The following is a 20,224-nucleotide window of genomic DNA, read 5'->3' as shown; positions in this document are numbered from 1 at the left end:
CCATGTGCTGCGACTTGGCCCGGAACGGTACCCGCCGCAGCACGCCCGCGGCCCCCGAAACGTCCCGGCGCCGGGACAACACGGGCCGCGCAGAAGGGAGTTCGTCAGCTCCAGCTGGCGTGCAGGGGCTTGCCCTCCGCGTAGCCCGCCGCGCTCTGGATGCCGACGATCGCGCGCTCGGCGAACTCCTCCAGGGAGGCCGCGCCGGCGTACGTGCAGGAGGAGCGGACGCCCGCGATGATCGAGTCGATCAGGTCCTCGACGCCCGGGCGGGCCGGGTCGAGGAACATGCGGGAGGTGGAGATGCCCTCCTCGAACAGCGCCTTGCGGGCGCGGTCGTAGGCCGACTCGTCCGACGTGCGGTTGCGCACCGCGCGGGCGGACGCCATGCCGAACGACTCCTTGTAGAGGCGGCCGTTGGCGTCCTGCTGGAGGTCGCCCGGGGACTCGTACGTGCCCGCGAACCACGAGCCGATCATCACGTTCGACGCACCGGCCGCGAGCGCCATCGCGACATCACGCGGGTGGCGGACACCGCCGTCGGCCCACACGTGCTTGCCGTACTTCTTCGCCTCGGCGGCGCACTCCATGACGGCCGAGAACTGCGGCCGGCCGACGCCGGTCATCATGCGCGTGGTGCACATCGCGCCGGGTCCGACGCCGACCTTGATGATGTCGGCGCCCGCGTCGATGAGGTCCTTGACGCCCTCGGCGGCGACGATGTTGCCGGCCACGACGGGGACGTGCGGGTCGAGGGCGCGCACCTGCTTGATCGCGCTGATCATCGACTCCTGGTGGCCATGGGCCGTGTCGATGACCAGGGTGTCCACGCCCGCGTCCAGCAACTGCTTGGCCTTCCGCACGAAGTCGCCGTTGATACCGACGGCGGCCGCGATGCGCAGCTTGCCGTCCGCGTCGACGGCCGGCGAGTACAGCGTGGCGCGCAGGGCGCCCTTGCGGGTGAGGATGCCGGCGAGCTTGCCGTCCTTGTCCACGGCGGGCGCGTAGCGGCGGTTGGCCGCGTCCAGCTTGTTGAACGCCTCGCGCGGGTCGATGTCCGCGTCGAGCAGCAGCAGGTCACGGGACATGACCTCGCCGAGCTGCGTGAAGCGGTCCACCCCGGTCAGGTCGGCGTCCGTGACGACACCGACCGGGCGCTGGGCCCCGTCCACGACGACACCGGCGTTGTGCGCGCGCTTGGGCAGCAGGGCCAGCGCGTCGGCGACGGTCTGGTGCGGGGCCAGCCGGATCGGGGTGTCCAGGACGAGGTGGCGGCTCTTCACCCAGGACACGACCTCGGTGACGACCTCGATCGGAATGTCCTGCGGGATGACCACGAGACCACCGCGCCGGGCCAGCGTCTCGGCCATGCGGCGCCCGGCGATGGCGGTCATGTTGGCGACGACCAGCGGGATGGTGGTGCCCGTGCCGTCCGGGGAGCTGAGGTCCACACCCTGACGCGATCCGACCGCGCTGCGGCGGGGCACCATGAAGACGTCGTCGTACGTCAGGTCGTACGGGGGCTGGATGTCGTTGAGGAAACGCACGTGCTGCACATCCCAGTCGATCAGAGGTGGTCCCCGGACAGGTCAGCCAGGGGGAGGAGCACGTACTTCATTGTCCCATGTCGGGCGTAATGCCATGCCTCGGATCATCGTCCAGGCAGGTCGACGGCTCCGCTGGAGGAAGATCTAAACGAACCTGTGATTCACATGTGGGCAACCTTCGGGACACCTCGCGTATCGAACGTGCATGACCTTCCACCGCACGGTGCTCGGGGCGGCGCTCGCCGCCGTGGTGCTCGCCCTCGCACCAGGATCCGCGGCCCTGGCCGCCAGTCCCTCCCCCCTGCCGACGCAGTCCTACGCCGTGATCGACGCGGACAAGCAGCTCAACGTGGGGGCGTCCGCGCAGTCGGTCCACGTGGGCTGGACGTTCTACGACGGCGGGGCGAACGTTCCCCTGCAGACGAACGAGACGCTCGTCATCGATGCCCGGGGCCTGTCCGGCGTCGCCAGCGTCGCGGTCGACGACCCGAGGTGCACGACCGCCGGGCAGGTCCTCACCTGCGTCAACAAGGACACCGCCCAGCAGCCGTACGTCGACTTCACCGTGCGGGCGGACACGGGCGCCGCCGTCGGCGCCACCGGCACGATCGAGTACACCGTCTCCGCCGACCACGGCACCGGCGCGACCGCGGAGGCGAAGGTGGTCGTCGGCGTCCCGAATCTGGTCGTCGGCAAGGTTCCGGACGTGACGCACGCCAAGATCGGGTCCCGGATCGAGCTTCCGCTGCGGCTGCGCAACACCGGCGACCTGGCCACCGACCGGCGCATCATGCTGCGCTGGGAGGAAGTGGGCGGGCTGGTCTTCGACCGGAAGTTCTCCAACTGCACCTACGGCGACGGCGACGACCCCGTCGAACCCGGCAGCCAGGCGTCCGTCACCTGCGTCTTCACCGCCCCCGTGGCCGCGGGCGCCACCGTCGAGCTGAGCAGCCCGCTGACCGCCACGGTCGGCAAGCACGTCCTGACCGCCGTGACCGACTACTCGGCCGAGCTCCTGAAGCCCGGCGTGGACCCGGGTGGCGGCAGCTACCCGGGCACCGGGCCCGCGCTCACCCTGGTGCCGGCGTCCGGGTCGGGGGACGGCTTCGAGAGCGGCGCGACGGGCCAGGTCCGTGTCTCGACCGACAGCTCGGCGGACCTCGCGGCCACCGCCGCGGTGACACCCCGCGGTACGGCCGGCGAGTGGACCCTGACCCTCAACGCCGTGAACCACGGCCCGGCCTCCGCGTACGGCGTCGGCAACAAGGCCGTCGCCCTGGTCGACGTGGTCCTGCCCAAGGGCACGGTCGCGACCGGCAACGCCTTCGAGGAGGGGGAGGACACGCCCTACGGCGAGTGCTTCCTCTGGGTCAGCACCACGAAGACGGCACCCTTCGCGGCGGGCCACCGGCACTACGTCTGCCCCGTGCCGCGCGGTGTCGCCGCCGGGAAGAGCCAGCTGTTCGTGCTGTGGGTGAAGCCGGCCAAGGACTACACCGACGCCAAGGGCACGGCGACCGTAGGCCCCGGTCCGGCGGGTATCGCCCTCAACGACCGGAACACCGCCAACGACAGCGTGACGTTCGCCTTCGACAAGGCGGCCACGTCACCGACGTCGAGCGCGTCCGCGTCCTCGCCCACGTCCGGCACGTCCGCCACCCCGGGAGCGTCGGGCGGTGCGTCGGCCACACCGACCGCGACGACCGCGCCCGGCGGCACGCTGCCGCACACGGGCACGGGCCCCATGGCCCTCATCGCCACCGCGGCGGGCGGGGCCGTGGTGCTGGGCTCGGCGGCCCTGCTCGTCGCCCGCCGCAGGCGCAACTCCCGCTGACGCGGGCCCAGTTCGGTACGGGACACGCGAACCCGGATCAGTACAGGAAGCGATGCAACGGAGCCGACTCGGTCAGCAGCATCGTGAGCCGGTGGGCGAGGCGCTGCCACGCCTCGTCCTGCCCGTAGCTGAGTCTCACGTCCTCGCCGCCGCCCGCCTCGATCGCCGCGAAGAGGGTGGCCGTGTCGGCGTCGGGCGTGAGGTCCACCAGGGAGAGCACCCGGGCCAGCGCGCCGACCAGGCCGACGGCGGTCTTCTCGGGGGTCAGGACGGTGGTGCGGACGGTGGCCACGACGCCGGAGGGGTCGGGCAGGTCCGGCGGGGCCACGAGGAGTCCGGAGAGCTCGCGCAGCAGCGCGTACAGCAAGTCCGTGTCCTCCGTGGGCAGTTCGACGATGCGCAGACCCTCGTGTTCCCAACGGCCGTTCGGCGACAGCACCTTGGGCCCGCGCGCCACCGCGTCGGCGAGTGCCTCCCGCACCCGCCGGAAGACGGCGAGCCCGTCCGCGAACAGCGCGTGCCCACTCGCTCCCCCGACGGTCTCGGCCAGGGGCGCCAGCAAGTGCTCTTCCACGCGGTCGCACTGCGCTTCGAGATCCGGGTCCACGACCACGAGACGAACCGACGTGCGCTGCTCCTGTTGCTCCATACCGAACACTCTGCCAGCCGCCTCGGACAATCGGCCTAGCGCCCGGTTCCACCCAGCGCGAGCACCACGGAGAGCGCGGGCGTCCGGTCGACCGCGTCACCGAAGACGTCGACGGCGATCTCCCACTCGTCGGGCCGCGCCTTGGCGTACCCCTGCCAGTTCCGTACGACGATCAGCAGCCCCTGCTCCACCGCACCCTCGGGCCACACGATGTGGTCGCCGAGGCTGTCGGCGAGGGCGTCCCAGTTCCGGCCGAACCAGCCGGGCAGGGACAGCGCACGGGCACAGCGGTCCATCAGGCCGGCCTTGTCCGTGACCCCGTCGAGGTCCAGCGTGACCGCGAGCTCCGTCATCTCAGCACCGTCCTGAACGACTTGTAGTGATCATCGGTGTAGTAGATCTCGCTGTCCCGCCCGGTGACAATGCGCCGGGCTCCGCGATCGCGCGAGCCCGGCGTCCTGACGGTGTACTCGTGGTAGTAACCACGCTTTTGCTGGGGCAGCAGCTTCTCGTAGTTCCCGAAGACGACCCCATCCTTGGCGTACGGGAAGGGTCCGCCCTTGTCGATGAGAGCGACGGTCTGCCGTGCCTCGGCGGGGAGTTGGGAGAGTTGGACCGTTGCGGTGCCGGTACCGCTGGTGGCCGTAGAAGAACAGCCCACCGGCAGCAGTACGGCCAGAAAGACGAGAAGCACCCGGGAGACGAACCGCAGCAGCATGCGCCCGATGCTGCCACGGCCGTCCCCGTACGAGCCGTTGTCAGGGCCCGTCGGTGTCGGTTCAGATCCCGTCGGGGTCCGTCCGGCTGAGCGCCGACTTCGGCGGTGACCCGGCCGTCATCAGATAGTCGGCCGCCGCGGTGTCCGTCACCAGGCTGGTGACCAGACCGGAGCGCAGCACCGCGTCGATCGCCGCCGCCTTGCGCTGCCCGCCCGCGATCGCGACGACCTCGGGGATACGGCGCAACTGGTCCGCCTTGACGGTGATGCACCGCTCGCCCAGGTCCCGGCCGACCCGGCGGCCCTCGGCGTCGAAGAGGTGCGCGGACGTCTCGGCGGCGACACCGAAGGACGAGTAGTGCGCCCGCTCCTCGTCGCTGAGCATGTCGTAGACCGTCGAGATGCCCGGCTCCCAGGAGCCGATGGAGACGCAGGCGACCGTGACCTTGTCGAAGTACTCGAAGGCCCGGGCGATCCCCGTCTGGTGGCGCAACGCTTCTGCGGTGGCCGCGTCCGGCAGCAGCATCGGCGCGTAGATGGGGTGGGCGTCGCCGCCCGACACCTGCGCGGCCCGCCGTACGGCCTCCACCGAGCCGCGCTCGGCGGTCCCGGCGTCGTACACGCCCGTCAGCTGGACCACCGTGCAGGGCGGCAGCCGGTCGAGGGCCGCCGCCATGTGGATGGTGGACCGGCCCCAGGCCAGGCCGAGCACATCGCCCTCGTTGACCAGCTCGCCGAGCAGGTCGGCCGCGACCTCCCCGAGGTTCTCGGGATCGGGCGACTCCTCGCTGACCTCGGCCGGGGACTCGACCACGACGGCGTGCCTCAGGCCGTACCGGGCACGCAGCGCGTCCGAGCGCTCCGCGTCCAGTTCGGCCGGTACTCGGATCTCGATCCGTACGAGATCCCGTTCGAGAGCGGTCTCCAGGACCCGGGCCACCTTGAAGCGGCTGACGCCGAACTCCTCCGCGATCTGGATCTTGGACTTGCCCTCGAGGTAGAAGCGGCGGGCCATGGCCGCCGCCTGCACCAGCTCAGCGGGTCCCATCCGCATGGCTGACCGGCCCGCCGACATACCCGACACGGCGATCTCCTCACTGCTGTTCACACTCTGGATTCGCCGTTCATCCTCGCAGATCCGGCGCACTTGATCAGCCTTGATGGCCGCCGTTCACATACCTGCCGCTCAGTGGTCGCACGCCCAGGATGCCTTGCCGGTGGCCCCCTCCGCCTGTGTGCGCAATGCACGTACCGCCGCGGCCGGGTCGGATGCCCCGTACACCGCCGAACCGGCGACGAACACATCCGCGCCGGCGTCCGCGCAGCGCTCGATCGTCGCGGCCGAAACTCCCCCGTCGACCTGCAGCCACAGCTCCAGTCCGTGCTTCTTGATCAGCTCCCGGGTGCGGCGGATCTTCGGCAGCATGATGTCGAGGAACGACTGGCCACCGAAGCCCGGCTCCACGGTCATGATCAGCAGCATGTCGAGTTCGGGGAGCAGATCCTCGTACGGCTCGATGGGCGTCGCCGGCTTCAGCGCCATGGACGCGCGCGCTCCCTTGGCCCGAATCTCACGGGCCAGCCGCACCGGCGCACCCGCCGCCTCGACGTGGAAGGTGACGGAGGAGGCACCCGCCTCGACGTACTGCGGCGCCCAGCGATCGGCGTCCTCGATCATCAGATGGCAGTCCAGCGGGGTGTCCGTCGCCCGGGCCAGCGACTCTACGACCGGCACGCCGAGGGTGAGGTTCGGGACGAAGTGGTTGTCCATGACGTCCACGTGGAGCCAGTCGGCGCCGGTCACTGCGTTCGCTTCATCGGCGAGGCGGGCGAAGTCGGCGGACAGGATGCTGGGGTTGATCTGCACGGGCATGCCCCAAGCCTGCCATGCCCTCCGGGGGTTGGCCGCATCGGTCCGTTGTGGATGCGCTCGGATTTCGGGTGCCGGTCGTGTGTGGCTGGTCGCGCCCCGCGGCGGAGCCGCAAATCGACACTGCCCCGCGCCCCTTACCCGGCGCTGTTCTGGACGGGGTGGAAACAGTTGCCGTTCCGGTGAGTGGACTGAGGCGTGACCCCGTGTCCAGGCCGGGCCCCGGGCGACCGGCTCTCCGAGGAAGAGGAGCTGATCCACACGCTGCTCCTCGTGATCGGCGCGGGCTTCGAGACGACCGTCAACCTGATCGGCAACGCCGTCCACGCCCTGCTCCGCCACCCCGACCAGCTCAAGCGGGTGCTCGCCGGGCAGTCGACCTGGGACCAGGTGAGCCAGGAAACGCTGCGCTGGGCCCCGTCGATCGCCAACGTGCCGTTGCGCTACGCGGTGTCCGACATCACGACGGCCGACGGTACGACGATCCGCACCGGGGAGGCCATCCTCACGACCATCGCCGCCGCGGGCCACGACCCGGAACGCTTCGACCCCGACGCCCACCTGTTCGACGTGGCCAGGAACGCGGACGGCATCTCGCCCTGGGCATCGGCGTGCACCGCTGCGTCGGCGCCCGCTGGCCGGCACGGAGGCGCTCACCGCGCTGCCCGCACTCTTCGCACGCTTCCCGGGCATCTCCCTCGCGGTGGAGGACGACGACCTGGAACAGGTCCCCTCGTTCATCGCCCAGGGCTGGCGCGAACTGCCCGTCCGGCTCACCCCCGCGAATCCCTCCACCTGACCCAGGGTGCGAGAATCCTGCACTTCACCGGCTTTCAGCAGCGGGCAGGGCACCTCAGCGCAGAGGGAGATGGCGTGGGCACGGGACAGCCGTTCGGCTCCTACCAGAACGAGATCTACCTGAACGGGCTCGGCGGCATCGTGCCGTCCTACCCGATGGCCTTCGCGGAGCTGGAGGACCGGGCGAGCTCCGCGCTGCCGCCCTCCGTGTGGTCGTACGTCGCGGGCGGCGCCGGAGACGAACGCACCCAGCGGGCCAACGTCACCGCCTTCGACCACTGGGGCCTGGTCCCCCGCATGTTCGTCGGCGCGGCCGAACGCGACCTGTCCGTGGACCTGTTCGGGATGCGCCTGCCCTCCCCCGTCTTCATGGCACCGATCGGCGTCATCGGCCTGTGCGCCCAGGACGGCCACGGCGACCTGGCAACCGCGAGGGCCGCCGCACGCACCGGAGTTCCGATGGTCGCCTCGACGCTGACGGTCGACCCGCTGGAGGAGGTCGCCGGAGAGTTCGGAGAGACCCCGGGCCTCTTCCAGCTCTACACGCCCACCGACAGGGACCTCGCCGCGAGCCTCGTCCACCGCGCCGAACAAGCGGGCTACAAGGGCATCGTCGTCACCCTGGACACCTGGGTCACCGGCTGGCGCCCCCGCGACCTGTCCACCGCCAACTTCCCCCAGCTGCGCGGCCATTGCCTCGCCAACTACACCGGCGACCCGGTCTTCCGCGCCCGTCTCCCCCGCACCCCGGAGGAGGACCCCCAGTCCGCGGTCCTCCTCTGGACCCAGCTCTTCGGCAACCCCCTCACCTGGGACGACCTCCCCTGGCTACGGTCCCTCACCGACCTCCCCCTGATCGTCAAGGGCATCTGCCACCCCGAGGACGTACGGCGCGCGAAGGACGGAGGCGTGGACGGCATCTACTGCTCCAACCACGGCGGCCGCCAGGCCAACGGCGGCCTCCCCGCCCTGGACGCGCTGCCCGCCGTGGTCGAGGCGGCGGACGGCCTCCCGGTCCTGTTCGACTCCGGCATCCGCAGCGGCGCCGACATCGTCAAGGCCATCGCCCTGGGCGCCACCGCCGTAGGCATCGGCCGCCCGTACGCCTACGGCCTCGCCCTCGGCGGCACGGACGGCATCGTCCACGTCCTCCGCTCCCTCCTCGCGGAGGCCGACCTGATCATGGCGGTCGACGGCTACCCGACCCTCGCCGACCTCACGCGGGAGGCGCTTCAGCGCGTGCTGTGACGACGCGCCCGAGCGGGCCGGGGAACGCGGTACCGAAGGCCGTTCGCGATGCCCGTACAGCCGCTCCACGAGAACGGCTTGCCGGGCGGTCGGCGAGGGCGGGGGCGAGATCGGGCGGCTCGTCCGAGTCGGCCGAGTACACCACGCTGAGCCCCGAGCACGAGGGCCGACGGCGAGCCCGGATCGCGCACCGATGAGTTTCCCGCGCCGCGCCGGTCCGTACACGCGAGACCGACTCACGGAAGGCCGGCGCCATGCGGAAACTGATCTACGGCATGAACCTGACCCTGGACGGCTACATCGCCGCGGCCGGCGACGACATCGGCTGGGGCGGACCGCCGGGCGACGAGCTGTTCCAGTGGTGGCTCGACCACGAGCAGGCGAGTGGCCTGTCGCTGTACGGGCGCAAGCTGTGGGAGACGATGAGCTCCTTCTGGCCGACCGGCGACCAGCAGCCGGGCGCCACCCCGGCGGAGATCGAGTTCGCGCGGAACTGGCGGGACACGCCGAAGGTGGTGTTCTCCTCGACGATCGACAAGGTCGACTGGAACACCCGCCTGGTCACCGGCGACGCGATCGCCGAGATCACCCGGCTCAAGGCCGATGACGGCGGCCCGATGAACATCGGCGGCGCGACGCTCGCCGGGGCGGCCATGCGCGCCGGGCTGATCGACGAGTACACGATCGCCACCCATCCGGTCCTGGTGGGCGGCGGCACACCGTTCTTCACCGCGCTGGACAGCTGGGTGAACCTGAACCTGGTGGAGACGCGGACGCTTCCCGGCGGCGTGATCCTGACCAGGTACGAGACGAGGCGCTGAGCAGCAGCGGCCCATGGGACTTCGGCATCGGCCGCGAGACCCTGCATGCGGCCGACAGGTCACCCGGTCCGGCGGATCAGCGCCAGATACATCGCGTCGGTGCCGTGCAGATGCGGCCACAGCTGTACGTCGGGACCCGCGCCGAGTGCCGGGACGTCCGGCAGGAGCGGGCGGGCGTCGATCAGTTCGGTGTGCGGGTACTGCTTGAGGATGTCGTCGACGACGGCCCGGGTCTCGGCGAGGTGCGGTGAGCAGGTCGCGTAACCGACGACACCGCCGACGCGCACGGATTCGAGCGCGGTGCCCAGCAGGTCGCGTTGCAGGGGCGCGAACCCTTCGAGGTCCTCCGGGCGGCGCCGCCAGCGGGCCTCCGGACGGCGGCGCAGCGCACCGAGCCCCGTACACGGCACATCCATCAGGACGCGGTCGAAGCTGCCGGGCCGCCACGGCGGCCGGGTCCCGTCGGCGGTGATGACCTGGTAGGGCCCGGGGTTCCCGGCGAGGGACTTCGCCACCAGCCCTGCCCGGTGCGGCGCCTTCTCGGAGGCGAGGAGCATCGCCCCGCGCTCGGCGGCCACGGCGGCGAGCAGCGCGGCCTTGCCACCGGGTCCGGCGCACCCGTCGAGCCACTTCTCGTCCGGCCCGTCGAGGGGCGCGTTGGCCAGCGCGAGGGCGACCAGCTGACTGCCCTCGTCCTGCACCCCCGCGCGCCCTTCCTTCACCGCTTCCACGGCCCCGGGCTCCCCGCCCTCGCTGAGCCGCACGGCATACGGCGACCAGCGCCCCGGCACCGCGGCCTCCTCGCGGAGCAGTTCCTCGGTGGTGGAGCGGCCGGGGCGGGCGACCAGGGTCACCTCGGGCCGTTCGTTGTCGGCCTCCAGCAGGTCCTCGATGCCGGCACGTCCGCCGCCGAGCGAGTCCCACAGCGCGGAGACGATCCAGCGCGGGTGCGAGTGCACGATGGCGAGGTTGTCCTCGGGGTCGTCGTCGTAGGGCGGCGCGACCCGCTCGATCCAGGTGTCGAGGTCGTCGTTGGCGACCTTGCGCAGGACGGCGTTGACGAACTTGGCCCGGCCGTCGCCGAGGACGACCCGGGCGAGTTCGACGGAGGCCGACACGGCGGCGTGCGTCGGGATCCGCGTCCCGAGCAGCTGATGCACGCCGAGACTGAGCACATCCAGCACCGGCGGGTCGACCTCGCGCAGCGGCCGGTCGACGCACGAGGCGATGATCGCGTCGTAGGTCCCCTGCTTGCGCAGCGTCCCGTACACCAGCTCGGTCGCGAGCGCGGCGTCCCGGGCGTCGAAGTCGCCCTTCTCGCGCGCCTTCCGCAGCAGCGGCGGCAGGACGAGGTTGGCGTACGCGTCCCGCTCGTCCACGGCCCTCAGCGCCTCGAAGGCGAGGAAACGGACGGGGTCCTTCTGCGGCCGGCGGTAGGGCTTGCCGGGCTTACGGGGTCGCGGGGACTGCTCGCTCACGAAAAAGGTGCTCCGGATTTCTGGCCGAGATGTGCACCCAGCGTACGTCGCCCCGCGGGGCCTGTGCGCGGGACGTCAAGCGCACGGGGATGCCGGGGGTCTCGGGATCTTGGAGGTCCTGGAGGTCCCGGGGATGCTGCGGGTCCCGGGGGGCCGGGGGGCCGGGGGGCCGGGGGGCCGAGGTGCCGGGGGGCCGAGGTGCCGAGGTGCCGAGGTGCCGAGGTGCCGAGGTGCCCAGGATGCCGAGGTGCCGGGGGTCTGGAGGTCACAGGGATACTGCGGGTCCCCGGGTCCCCGGGGGCCCGAGGTGCTGGGATGCCCGAGGTGCTGGGATGCCAAGGTGCCGGGGGTCTGGAGGTCGCAGGGATACTGCGGGTCCCGGGGTGCCCGAGGTGTTGGGGTGCCCGAGGTGCGGGGGTGCCCGAGGTGCGGGGGTCCCAGGGCGCCGGAGGTCCCGGGCTGCTGGGGCGCCGAAGGCCCCCGGGTGCCCAGAGTCCCGGAGTGCCCAGGGCACCCGGGGTCTAGGAGGTCCCGAGCGCCCCGACGGTCTCCCCCGCGCCGATCCGCGCCCCGCGCGCCCAGTCCGCCGCCCGCATCGGCTTCTTGCCCTGCGCCTGCACCCACAGCAGCTCGACGGCGTACGACCCGGTGCCCACGTAGACGTTGTTCTTGCCGACGGCCAGCGCTCCGGGCGCGAGGTCGGTCCGCTCCGGCACGGGCACCGCCTGGATGAGCTTGAGCCGCTCACCGCGGAAGACGGTCCAGGCGCCGGGCGCGGGCGTGCACCCACGCACCACCCGGTCCACCCGCAGCGCGGGAGCGGCCCAATCCACCTGCGCGTCCTCGACGTTGATCTTCGGGGCGAGGGTGATGCCCTCGTTCGGCTGCGGTACGGCCTTCAGGGTGCCGTCCTCGATACCGTCCATGGTCGCCGCGAGCAGCCCCGAGCCGGCGAACGCGAGCCGGGTGAGCAGGTCGCCGCTGGTGTCGGTGGGGCGGATCTCCTCGGTGACGGTGCCGTAGACGGGCCCGGAGTCGAGGCCCTCCTCGATGAGGAAGGTGGAGGCGCCGGTGATCTCGTCGCCGGACATGATGGAGTGCTGCACGGGGGCGGCGCCGCGCCAGGCGGGGAGCAGCGAGAAGTGCAGGTTGACCCAGCCGTGGGCGGGGATGTCGAGGGCGACGCGGGGCAGCAGGGCGCCGTAGGCGACGACGGGACAGCAGTCGGGGGCGATCTCCCGCAGCCGCTCCAGGAACTCCGGGTCGCGCGGCTTGACGGGCTTCAGCACCTCGATGCCCGCCTCCTCGGCCCGCTCGGCGACGGGACTCGCCACCAGCCTGCGCCCACGCCCGGCCGGCGCGTCGGGCCGCGTGACGACGGCGGCCACCTCGTGCCGCCCGGAGGCGATCAGGGCGTCCAGAGCGGGAACGGCGACCTCGGGGGTACCGGCGAAGACGAGCTTCATGGGAGGGTTCGGGCCTCTCGGGCGGAGGTGGGCGGGCAGCGCACCAGTCTATGGCGCGTCCCGGGACACGCGCCCGGCGGCTCACACCCGTCAACTCGCTGACAACTCATCGACAACTAGCAGGCGCCCGCAGCGCACACCGGTTCAGCGGGGGCGTACGCATATGCCCCTACGCCCCCTTCGCGTGACCAGCGGAGCGCACAGGCGTTGGTCAAGAAAGAGTTGACCTCCTTGGGCCGCATTCGCGTGGCCCGATCCTTTTCAACGCCGGTTCGAGAGGCTTGTTCATGGCCGACCACGCAACCCACGACGCCCAGGCTCGGGCCAGCCTGCACTTGCTGGTGCGGGACATCGAGCGGGTCCGCCGGCAGGTGGACGCACTGCGCACGCTCACCGCCCAGCTGGGCAACGTCTACCGCCCGCGCCGCTCCGGCCCGTCCACGGGCTTCGTCGTCTACGGACGCGCTCCCGCCCCGACGGTCCGTCTCGCGCAGGAGCTGCGGGACAGTGTCGAGACCCTGGTCACGGCCGCCGTGGACTTCGACCGCTCACTCGGTTTCTCGTGGGACGCGGTGGGCTCCGCCCTGGGTGTCACCAAGCAGGCCGTCCACCGCCGCTACGGCGCCCGCCGCGCCGCGACCCAGGCCGCGGCCGACGCCGAGCGCACGACGGAGGCGGCGACGACCCGGCCGGTGGGCGTGAACACGGGCCTCCCCACGATGCCCACGATGCCTGCCCTCCCCACGGTCCCGGCGGCCCGCTCCATGCCGACCCAGCCCACCGCAGGCAGCCCCACCCTCCGCGACGAGGCCAGGCCCACGGCCTTCCCGGGCCCCCGCAACGGCTGACCCCACCCGAACCTCACCTGCCTCCCGGCCAAAACCCGGGAGGCAGCGGCATGCCAAACCCCGTTCGCCCGTAGGCGGCACCCGCGCACGGCCGACTGCGAGTGGTACCGCATCTTCTTCTGCACCCACCGGCACGCCGCACCCGCGGGCGGCTGGCCGCCAACGGCGAGACCCCACGGCAAAAGTCCATCTCTCAGCCAGCCATAAGCGCCGGGAACACGGGCGCACGCACACCCAACAGCCGCCAGCGGCGAGACCCCCCGACACCGAAGTCCCACCCCTCAACAGACGACGAACGGCCGACCGCCGACGGAGAGAATCCCCACGGCAAGGGTCCGCCTCTCGACAGCCGCCGTCCGCCGGCCGCCGACGGCGAGAAACCCCACAGGAAACGTCCACCTCTCAAGGAGCGGTAAACGCGCGGTGCGCGGGTGGGAGACACCCCCGAGGCCGAAGGCCGAGGGGCTCACCCGATATCCGGCGGATCAACACGCACCCGCACCACATCCCCCCCACCCCGAGCCATCCGAGCAGCCTGCGCAGCCTTCAACGCCCCGGCCAACGCCCCCCCACTCCCCGGCCGCACCCGAATCAACGCCCGCACCCACTCCTCCCCCACCAGCGGCCCCCCCACCCGCCGAGCCCCCCCGGCCAAAGCAGCCGGCACCGGCACAGGCCCCAACACCTCAGCATCAGAAGGCAGTTCAGCAGCAGCAAGAAACTCCGCGACGGCTCCCGCAACCCCCGCCACCGCAGCCATCCGAGAAACCGGCGGAAACCCCAACTCCCCCCGCTCCGCAAGCTCCCGCACCGCATGCCCCACGGGATCCCACCGCACCAACGCCTGCACAGGCCGCAAGGTAGGTTCCGCGACCACGACAACGGTCCCCCCACTCCCCTGCGGCCGCACCAGCGAACTCGCCGCGATCCACCGCCGCAACGCATCCTCCCCGGCCCGCAGATCGGGCCGCCCGAGCATCGCCCACCCGTCCAGCAACAACGCCGCCGCATACCCCCCGTCGGCAACCGGCTCGGCCCCCGGCGTACTCACGACCAACGCAGGCGTCCCCGGCACGGTGTCCAGCACCTGCTCCCGCCCCGACGTCCGCACCGGCACCGCGGGAAACGCCCGCCCCAACTCCTCCGCGGTCCGCCGCGCCCCCACGATCTGCGCCCGCAACCGGAACCCCCCGCACTCGGGACAGTGCCAGGAGTTCTCCTCGACCCCGCACCACCCACAGCGCAGCACGCCCGCGTCCTGCCCCTCCAACGGCCCGGCACAGTGCCGACACCGCGCAGCGGCCCGACACTGCGCACACGCCATCCGCGGCACATACCCCCGCCGAGGCACCTGCACCAGCACGGGCCCGTGCTTCAGCCCTTCTCTCACCGCCTGCCAGGCCAACGTGGGCAACCGCGCGGCCCGAGCCGCCTCGTCCCGCGCCAAGTCCCCGTCTCCCACGGTCCGTACGAGCGGCGCGGCCACCCGCACCTGGTCCCGCGACGCGACCAACGGCCGAGCCCACCCGCTCTCCACCAGCTGCGCCGCCTCCACGGTGCAACTCCAACTCCCCAGCAAAAACCCGCACTTGTCCAACGCGGCCCGCAGCAGCAACACGTCCCGCGCATGCGGCTGCGGCGCGTGCGGCTCGCTGTGGCTCCCGTCCCCGTCGTCCCAGATCGCGACAAGCCCCAGGTCCTGCACGGGCGCGAACATAGCGGCCCGAGTCCCGACCACCGCACGCACGGCCCCGCGCCGCACGGCCAGCCACTGCCGATACCGCTTCTCGGGCCCGGCATCCGCGGTGAGCACCGCATGCCGCCCCTCCCCCAGGAGCGCGGTCAACGCGGCATCGACCCGCCCGGCGGCCCGCCCGTCCGGTACGACGACGAGCGCTCCCCGCCCCGAGGCAAGCGTCGCGGCGACGGCCCGCGCGATCTCCTCGCTCCATTCGGGCCCGGGCAACGCGTTCCACACAGCCCGAGGCGCACCCCCCGACGCGAGCGCCTCCAGAAACCCGGCCCCCCGCTCGTACCGCCCCCAGGACCCCACCTCGGGCACCTCAGGCGGCGGCAAGGGCGCAGGCGAAGGCTTCTGCTCGGCCCGAGCACTACGCGGCGGCACAGCCAGCTGCAGCACATCGGCAAGACTCCCGGCATACCGATCGGCAACAGCCCGAGCAAGCCCCAACAACTCTTCACTCAGCACAGGCTCGGGCGACACGACCTGCGCCAACGCGGCAAGCGGCCCGGAGTAGTCGGACTCGGCCAGCCGCTCGACAAGAAACCCGTCGATCAGCCCCCCGCCCTCACGCCGCCCGTCCCGCACCCGATGCCGCCCGGCCCCGAACCTGACCCGCACCCGCACCCCGGGCTGCGCATCGGCGTCGAGCTCCTCAGGCACCGCATAGTCGAAGTACCGATCAAGATGCAGCACCCCCTTGTCCACGAGCACCCGCGCAACGGGCAACTCCCCGGCCAACGCGGCCCCCCGCCACGTCCGCGGCTTGGCCTTCGGCCCCTTCGCCTGCCGCACACTCTCCCGAATCAGCGCAAGCTGCTCAGGCGGCGCACCCTCCGCCCCACCGTCCCGTTCCCCATCAGCGCTGCTCACCCTTGCATTCTTACCAAACCCGACTGACAACGCCCGCCGCCCGCCGTGCTCATGTCCGCCCATCACATCCCGCGCCGGCCCTGCCGTGAACACACCGAGGCCCGGCTCCCCCCCAAGGGAAACCGGGCCTCGCAGAACCTGACGACAGAGCGGAACTACAGCCCCGCGGCCTTCCGCAGCGCGTCCACGCGGTCGGTGCGCTCCCACGTGAAGTCGGGGATCTCGCGGCCGAAGTGACCGTACGCCGCGGTCTGGGCGTAGATCGGGCGCAGCAGGTCCAGGTCGCGGATGATGGCGGCCGGACGCAGGTCGAAGACCTCGTCGATCGCCTTCTCGATCCGGTCCGTGTCGACCTTCTCCGTGCCGAACGTCTCGACGAACAGGCCCACCGGCTCGGCCTTGCCGATCGCGTACGCGACCTGCACCTCGCAGCGCGAGGCGAGACCCGCGGCGACGACGTTCTTGGCGACCCAGCGCATCGCGTACGCCGCCGAACGGTCCACCTTGGACGGGTCCTTGCCGGAGAACGCGCCACCGCCGTGGCGGGCCATGCCGCCGTACGTGTCGATGATGATCTTGCGGCCGGTCAGACCGGCGTCGCCCATCGGGCCGCCGATCTCGAAGCGGCCGGTGGGGTTCACGAGCAGGCGGTAGCCGTCGGTGTCGAGCTTGATGCCCTCTTCGACGAGCGCCTTCAGCTCGGCCTCGACCACGAACTCGCGGATGTCGGGGGCGAGCAGCGACTCCAGGTCGATGTCACTGGCGTGCTGCGAGGAGACGACCACCGTGTCGAGGCGGACGGCCTTGTCGCCGTCGTACTCGATGGTGACCTGGGTCTTGCCGTCGGGGCGCAGGTACGGGATCGTCCCGTTCTTGCGGACCTCCGAGAGGCGCTTCGACAGGCGGTGCGCCAGGAAGATCGGGAGCGGCATCAGCGTCGGCGTCTCGTCCGTCGCGTAGCCGAACATCAGGCCCTGGTCGCCCGCGCCCTGCTTGTCGAGCTCGTCCTCATCGCCCTCGACACGGTTTTCGTACGCCGTGTCGACACCCTGCGCGATGTCCGGGGACTGCGCGCCGATGGACACCGACACGCCGCAGGAGGCGCCGTCGAAGCCCTTCTTGGAGGAGTCGTAGCCGATCTCGAGGATCTTGTCGCGGACGAGCTGCGCGATGGGCGCGTAGGTCTTGGTGGTGACCTCGCCGGCCACGTGCACCAGGCCGGTCGTGATCAGCGTCTCGACGGCGACCCGGGAGGTCGGGTCCTCCGCCAGGAGCGCGTCGAGAATGGTGTCGCTGATCTGGTCAGCGATCTTGTCGGGGTGACCTTCGGTCACGGACTCCGAGGTGAAAAGGCGACGGGACACAACGCTCCCTGAGGTTGCAGCGGCTGCTGGCTGATCATTGGCGGACGGACGGGAGCTGCGCCCGACATCGTCCGAGAACAGTTTATCGGTCGCGGTCGACAGACGGTCCACCTGTCTCGCCTCTCGGGAAACGCTGTGACCTGCGGCACGCGCATTTTGCCGAATGCCGGGTGCCGTTGGCCAGAGCCGCCACGCACCAATGTCAGGTTTCGGCGAACTGACAGACGACTGACAGATGGCTGAAACAAATCAGGCGAGACGGTGTACGACCAGGTCCCACACGGTCTCGGCCAGGGCTTCCTTCGGTCCGTAGGGAACGGCCGTCTCGCTGCCGTCGGCACCCAGCACCATCGCCTCGTTCTCCTCGGAACCGAACGTCTTGCGCTCTCCCACCTCGTTCACCACCAGCAGATCGCATCCCTTGCGGGCCAGTTTGGTGCGGCCGTTGGCGAGGACGTCGTCCGTCTCGGCGGCGAACCCGACGACCACCTGTCCGGGGCGGGCCCGGTCGGCGGAGATCTCCGCGAGGATGTCCGGATTCCGCACCAGGACGATGGGGTCGGGTTCCTTGTCGTCCTTCTTCTTGATCTTCCCCGCCGCGTACTCGGCAGGACGGAAGTCCGCGACCGCCGCGGCCATGACGACCGCATCGGCGTCCGCGGCGGCCTTCAGTACCGCCTCCCGCAGCTGTACGGCGGTCCCGACCGGGACGACGTCCACGCCCGCCGGGTCTGGCAGTCCCGCGTTCGCGGCGATCAGGGTGACCCGGGCGCCCCGGGCGGCGGCGGTGCGCGCGAGGGCGTAACCCTGCTTGCCGGAGGAGCGGTTGCCGAGGAAACGGACCGGGTCGAGGGGCTCGCGGGTGCCGCCGGCGCTGACGACGACGTGCCGGCCCTTGAGGTCGGGCTCGGTGACGCCCCGCGCGAGCACCCTGCGGCAGACCTCGAAGATCTCGGTGGGATCGGGCAGGCGGCCCTTGCCGGTGTCGACGCCGGTCAGCCGGCCGACGGCGGGCTCGATCACGACGGCGCCGCGGCGGCGCAGCGTCGCCACGTTCTCCTGGGTGGCCGGGTGTTCCCACATCTCCGTGTGCATGGCGGGCGCGAAGACGACCGGGCAGCGGGCGGTGAGAAGGGTGTTGGTGAGGAGGTCGTCGGCCAGGCCGTGGGCCGCCTTCGCCAGCATGTCCGTCGTCGCCGGTGCCACGATCACCAGGTCGGCGCTCTGTCCGATGCGCACGTGCGGGACCTCGTGGACGTCGTCCCAGACCTCGGTCGAGACGGGGTGCCCGGAGAGCGCGGACCACGTGGCCGCGCCGACGAAGTGCAGGGCGGACGCGGTGGGGACGACGCGGACGTCATGGCCCGACTCCGTCAGTCTGCGCAGCAGCTCACAGGCCTTGTACGCGGCGATGCCACCGCTGACCCCCAGAACGACCTTGGGCTTGTCCACCGTCTCTCCCCGAGCTCGGAAACGTGCGTGCGACTCATGCGACTCGCGTGCGACTCGTACGACTCCATGACACACCACAGGCCCGACAGTCGCTGCCGGGCCTGTGGATAAAGCTGCTGCGGCTCAGGTCGCGGGGCCCTCGACGGCCTCGGACGTCAGCAGACCCGCGTTGATCTCGCGCAGGGCGATGGAGAGCGGCTTCTCGTGGACGTGGGTGTCGACGAGCGGACCGACGTACTCGAGGAGGCCCTCGCCCAGCTGCGAGTAGTACGCGTTGATCTGACGGGCACGCTTGGCGGCGTAGATCACGAGGCTGTACTTCGAGTCGGTGGCCTCGAGGAGCTCGTCGATCGGAGGGTTGATGATGCCCTCGGGAGCGGTGATGGAAGAGGACACGCTCTGCCTTCCGAAAGATGGGATGAGATCGGAAAAACGATCACACAACTTCCATCAAGGCTAGCAGCTCGCGCGCTACGTCCTCGACGGAGGTGTTGACCAGGGTCGCGTCGAACTCGGGCTCCGCCGCGAGCTCGATCTTGGCCGCGTCCAGGCGGCGCTCGATCACCTCGGGCGGCTCGGTGCCCCGTCCGGTGAGCCGGCGCACCAGCTCCTCCCAGGAGGGAGGAGCCAGGAACACCGAGTGCGCCTCGGCCATGGAGTCGCGAACCTGCCGGGCACCCTGGAGATCGATCTCCAGGAGGACCGGTACGCCGGACTCCAGGTGCTCGAGCACGGCCGTGCGGGGTGTGCCGTAGCGGTTGCCCGCGAATTCGGCCCACTCCAGCAGCTCGCCGTTGGCGATCAGCTTGTCCATCTCCTCGTCGGAGACGAAGAAGTAGTGGACGCCGTGCTTCTCGCCGGGGCGTGGCCTACGGGTCGTCGCCGACACCGAGAGCCACACCTCGGGGTGTTCCTTGCGCATATGGGCGACGACCGTGCTCTTGCCGACCCCAGAGGGGCCGGAGAGCACGGTCAGCCGCGGACGTACGTCCGGGGGCTCGGGGGTCGTCCCCCGGAATGTTGCAGCCATGCAGCGATTATTCCAGCAATCCCGGTGTGCCCGGGACTCCCGGTCCGGAGTACCCGGACTCAGGAACCAGTGCTGCCGAACTCACGCTCCAGGGAGGCGATCTGGTTGGAACCAAGGCCACGGACACGGCGGCTCTCGGAGATACCGAGTCGCTCCATGATCTGCTTGGCGCGGACCTTGCCCACGCCGGGCAGGGACTCAAGCAGGGCGGAGACCTTCATCTTGCCGATGACGTCGTTCTCCTGGCCCTGCTTGATGACGTCATGCAGGGAGGCGCCGGAGTGCTTGAGTCGATTCTTGACCTCGGCCCGCTCCCGGCGAGCCGCGGCGGCCTTTTCGAGCGCGGCTGCGCGCTGTTCAGGGGTAAGGGGCGGAAGAGCCACGCCTACGTCACCTCGGATGTCGAACTGTCGGATACGGACCGGTGAGGAACCTAGTCGCCCCACACCTGGGGAGCTACGAGCAACACGCTTGCCCGTTGACTCTG

General features: G+C 71.2%; 18 protein-coding genes and 1 pseudogene. 5 read left to right on the top strand and 14 right to left on the bottom strand.

The genetic code is table 11. The annotated features are described in order from the left end of the window. Positions 1 to 104: 104 nt before the first annotated feature. A complete protein-coding gene (locus tag OG504_RS42715; protein WP_405996573.1) occupies positions 105 to 1,547 on the bottom strand; it encodes a GuaB1 family IMP dehydrogenase-related protein in 1,443 nt (480 codons plus the stop codon). Between the two features lie 205 nt (positions 1,548 to 1,752). Here OG504_RS42715 and OG504_RS42710 point away from each other — a divergent pair, with 205 nt between their 5' ends. Next, on the top strand, positions 1,753 to 3,381 hold the full coding sequence (locus OG504_RS42710; protein WP_405994568.1) for an LPXTG cell wall anchor domain-containing protein: 1,629 nt from the start codon (positions 1,753 to 1,755) through the stop codon (positions 3,379 to 3,381). 37 nt (positions 3,382 to 3,418) lie between these two features. On the opposite strand, the gene OG504_RS42705 is transcribed toward OG504_RS42710, so the two are convergent. From OG504_RS42705 to rpe, 5 genes are all read right to left on the bottom strand, one after another. Further along, positions 3,419 to 4,030: a hypothetical protein gene (locus OG504_RS42705; protein WP_405994567.1), complete on the bottom strand. Its 612-nt coding sequence runs from the start codon at positions 4,028 to 4,030 to the stop codon at positions 3,419 to 3,421. A 35-nt stretch (positions 4,031 to 4,065) separates the two neighbouring features. Continuing rightward, positions 4,066 to 4,383: a barstar family protein gene (locus OG504_RS42700; protein ID WP_405994566.1), complete on the bottom strand. Its 318-nt coding sequence runs from the start codon at positions 4,381 to 4,383 to the stop codon at positions 4,066 to 4,068. After that, the gene (locus OG504_RS42695; RefSeq protein ID WP_405994565.1) at positions 4,380 to 4,748 is read right to left on the bottom strand and encodes a ribonuclease domain-containing protein; all 369 of its coding nucleotides are present in this window, start codon (positions 4,746 to 4,748) and stop codon (positions 4,380 to 4,382) included. Before OG504_RS42695 ends, OG504_RS42700 begins: the two co-directional genes overlap by 4 nt. A 61-nt stretch (positions 4,749 to 4,809) precedes the next feature. Further along, positions 4,810 to 5,856 carry a sugar-binding transcriptional regulator gene (locus tag OG504_RS42690; RefSeq protein ID WP_019059715.1) on the bottom strand — a complete coding sequence of 349 codons (1,047 nt, stop codon included), beginning with the start codon at positions 5,854 to 5,856 and terminating at the stop codon, positions 4,810 to 4,812. A gap of 78 nt (positions 5,857 to 5,934) precedes the next feature. Beyond that, positions 5,935 to 6,621: a ribulose-phosphate 3-epimerase gene (gene rpe / locus OG504_RS42685; RefSeq protein ID WP_405994564.1), complete on the bottom strand. Its 687-nt coding sequence runs from the start codon at positions 6,619 to 6,621 to the stop codon at positions 5,935 to 5,937. 222 nt (positions 6,622 to 6,843) lie between these two features. Here rpe and OG504_RS42680 point away from each other — a divergent pair. The 3 genes and pseudogenes from OG504_RS42680 to OG504_RS42670 form a co-directional block, all read left to right on the top strand. Next, positions 6,844 to 7,417, top strand: a pseudogene (locus OG504_RS42680) (cytochrome P450); the annotation flags it as partial. A gap of 74 nt (positions 7,418 to 7,491) precedes the next feature. Beyond that, entirely contained in the window at positions 7,492 to 8,664 is a 1,173-nt protein-coding gene (locus OG504_RS42675) for an alpha-hydroxy-acid oxidizing protein (protein WP_405994563.1), read from the top strand. Between the two features lie 254 nt (positions 8,665 to 8,918). Further along, a complete protein-coding gene (locus OG504_RS42670; protein ID WP_405994562.1) occupies positions 8,919 to 9,485 on the top strand; it encodes a dihydrofolate reductase family protein in 567 nt (188 codons plus the stop codon). Between the two features lie 59 nt (positions 9,486 to 9,544). On the opposite strand, the gene OG504_RS42665 is transcribed toward OG504_RS42670, so the two are convergent. Both OG504_RS42665 and fmt read right to left on the bottom strand, forming a co-directional pair. Then, the gene (locus tag OG504_RS42665) at positions 9,545 to 10,963 is read right to left on the bottom strand and encodes an RsmB/NOP family class I SAM-dependent RNA methyltransferase (protein ID WP_405994561.1); all 1,419 of its coding nucleotides are present in this window, start codon (positions 10,961 to 10,963) and stop codon (positions 9,545 to 9,547) included. A gap of 521 nt (positions 10,964 to 11,484) precedes the next feature. Continuing rightward, positions 11,485 to 12,429 carry a methionyl-tRNA formyltransferase gene (gene fmt / locus OG504_RS42660; RefSeq protein WP_405994560.1) on the bottom strand — a complete coding sequence of 315 codons (945 nt, stop codon included), beginning with the start codon at positions 12,427 to 12,429 and terminating at the stop codon, positions 11,485 to 11,487. 287 nt (positions 12,430 to 12,716) lie between these two features. On the opposite strand from fmt, the gene OG504_RS42655 reads away from it, so the two are divergent. Continuing rightward, complete coding sequence (locus OG504_RS42655) at positions 12,717 to 13,277, top strand: hypothetical protein (protein ID WP_366495475.1); 561 nt, start codon at positions 12,717 to 12,719, stop codon at positions 13,275 to 13,277. A gap of 466 nt (positions 13,278 to 13,743) precedes the next feature. On the opposite strand, the gene OG504_RS42650 is transcribed toward OG504_RS42655, so the two are convergent. The 6 genes from OG504_RS42650 to OG504_RS42625 form a co-directional block, all read right to left on the bottom strand. After that, the gene (locus tag OG504_RS42650) at positions 13,744 to 15,891 is read right to left on the bottom strand and encodes a primosomal protein N' (RefSeq protein ID WP_405994559.1); all 2,148 of its coding nucleotides are present in this window, start codon (positions 15,889 to 15,891) and stop codon (positions 13,744 to 13,746) included. Between the two features lie 155 nt (positions 15,892 to 16,046). After that, positions 16,047 to 17,255 carry a methionine adenosyltransferase gene (metK, locus tag OG504_RS42645; RefSeq protein WP_405838104.1) on the bottom strand — a complete coding sequence of 403 codons (1,209 nt, stop codon included), beginning with the start codon at positions 17,253 to 17,255 and terminating at the stop codon, positions 16,047 to 16,049. Between the two features lie 249 nt (positions 17,256 to 17,504). Next, entirely contained in the window at positions 17,505 to 18,707 is a 1,203-nt protein-coding gene (coaBC, locus tag OG504_RS42640; protein WP_405994558.1) for a bifunctional phosphopantothenoylcysteine decarboxylase/phosphopantothenate--cysteine ligase CoaBC, read from the bottom strand. 123 nt (positions 18,708 to 18,830) lie between these two features. Continuing rightward, positions 18,831 to 19,103 (bottom strand): DNA-directed RNA polymerase subunit omega, encoded by a 273-nt coding sequence (gene rpoZ, locus OG504_RS42635; protein WP_019059732.1) that lies wholly within the window; start codon positions 19,101 to 19,103, stop codon positions 18,831 to 18,833. A 40-nt stretch (positions 19,104 to 19,143) separates the two neighbouring features. Further along, positions 19,144 to 19,737, bottom strand: coding sequence for a guanylate kinase (gene gmk, locus OG504_RS42630; RefSeq protein WP_405994557.1), 594 nt, complete (start codon positions 19,735 to 19,737; stop codon positions 19,144 to 19,146). Positions 19,738 to 19,796: 59 nt separating this feature from the next. After that, entirely contained in the window at positions 19,797 to 20,120 is a 324-nt protein-coding gene (locus OG504_RS42625; RefSeq protein WP_019059734.1) for an integration host factor, read from the bottom strand. Between the last annotated feature and the right edge of the window lie 104 nt (positions 20,121 to 20,224).

The sequence above is a fragment of the Streptomyces sp. NBC_00986 genome, from assembly GCF_045162565.1.
Taxonomy (GTDB): domain Bacteria; phylum Actinomycetota; class Actinomycetes; order Streptomycetales; family Streptomycetaceae; genus Streptomyces.
This window is presented reverse-complemented; position numbering and strand designations above follow the sequence as displayed.

What these genes read in the sequence shown, in the direction of transcription:
- OG504_RS42710 (WP_405994568.1), top strand. Translation starts at nt 1,753, where the DNA reads ATGACCTTCCACCGCACGGTGCTCGGGGCGGCGCTCGCCGCCGTGGTG.
- OG504_RS42705 (WP_405994567.1), bottom strand. Translation starts at nt 4,030, where the DNA reads ATGGAGCAACAGGAGCAGCGCACGTCGGTTCGTCTCGTGGTCGTGGAC.
- OG504_RS42700 (WP_405994566.1), bottom strand. Translation starts at nt 4,383, where the DNA reads ATGACGGAGCTCGCGGTCACGCTGGACCTCGACGGGGTCACGGACAAG.
- OG504_RS42695 (WP_405994565.1), bottom strand. Translation starts at nt 4,748, where the DNA reads ATGCTGCTGCGGTTCGTCTCCCGGGTGCTTCTCGTCTTTCTGGCCGTA.
- rpe (WP_405994564.1), bottom strand. Translation starts at nt 6,621, where the DNA reads ATGCCCGTGCAGATCAACCCCAGCATCCTGTCCGCCGACTTCGCCCGC.
- OG504_RS42670 (WP_405994562.1), top strand. Translation starts at nt 8,919, where the DNA reads ATGCGGAAACTGATCTACGGCATGAACCTGACCCTGGACGGCTACATC.
- fmt (WP_405994560.1), bottom strand. Translation starts at nt 12,429, where the DNA reads ATGAAGCTCGTCTTCGCCGGTACCCCCGAGGTCGCCGTTCCCGCTCTG.
- OG504_RS42655 (WP_366495475.1), top strand. Translation starts at nt 12,717, where the DNA reads ATGGCCGACCACGCAACCCACGACGCCCAGGCTCGGGCCAGCCTGCAC.
- gmk (WP_405994557.1), bottom strand. Translation starts at nt 19,737, where the DNA reads ATGGCTGCAACATTCCGGGGGACGACCCCCGAGCCCCCGGACGTACGT.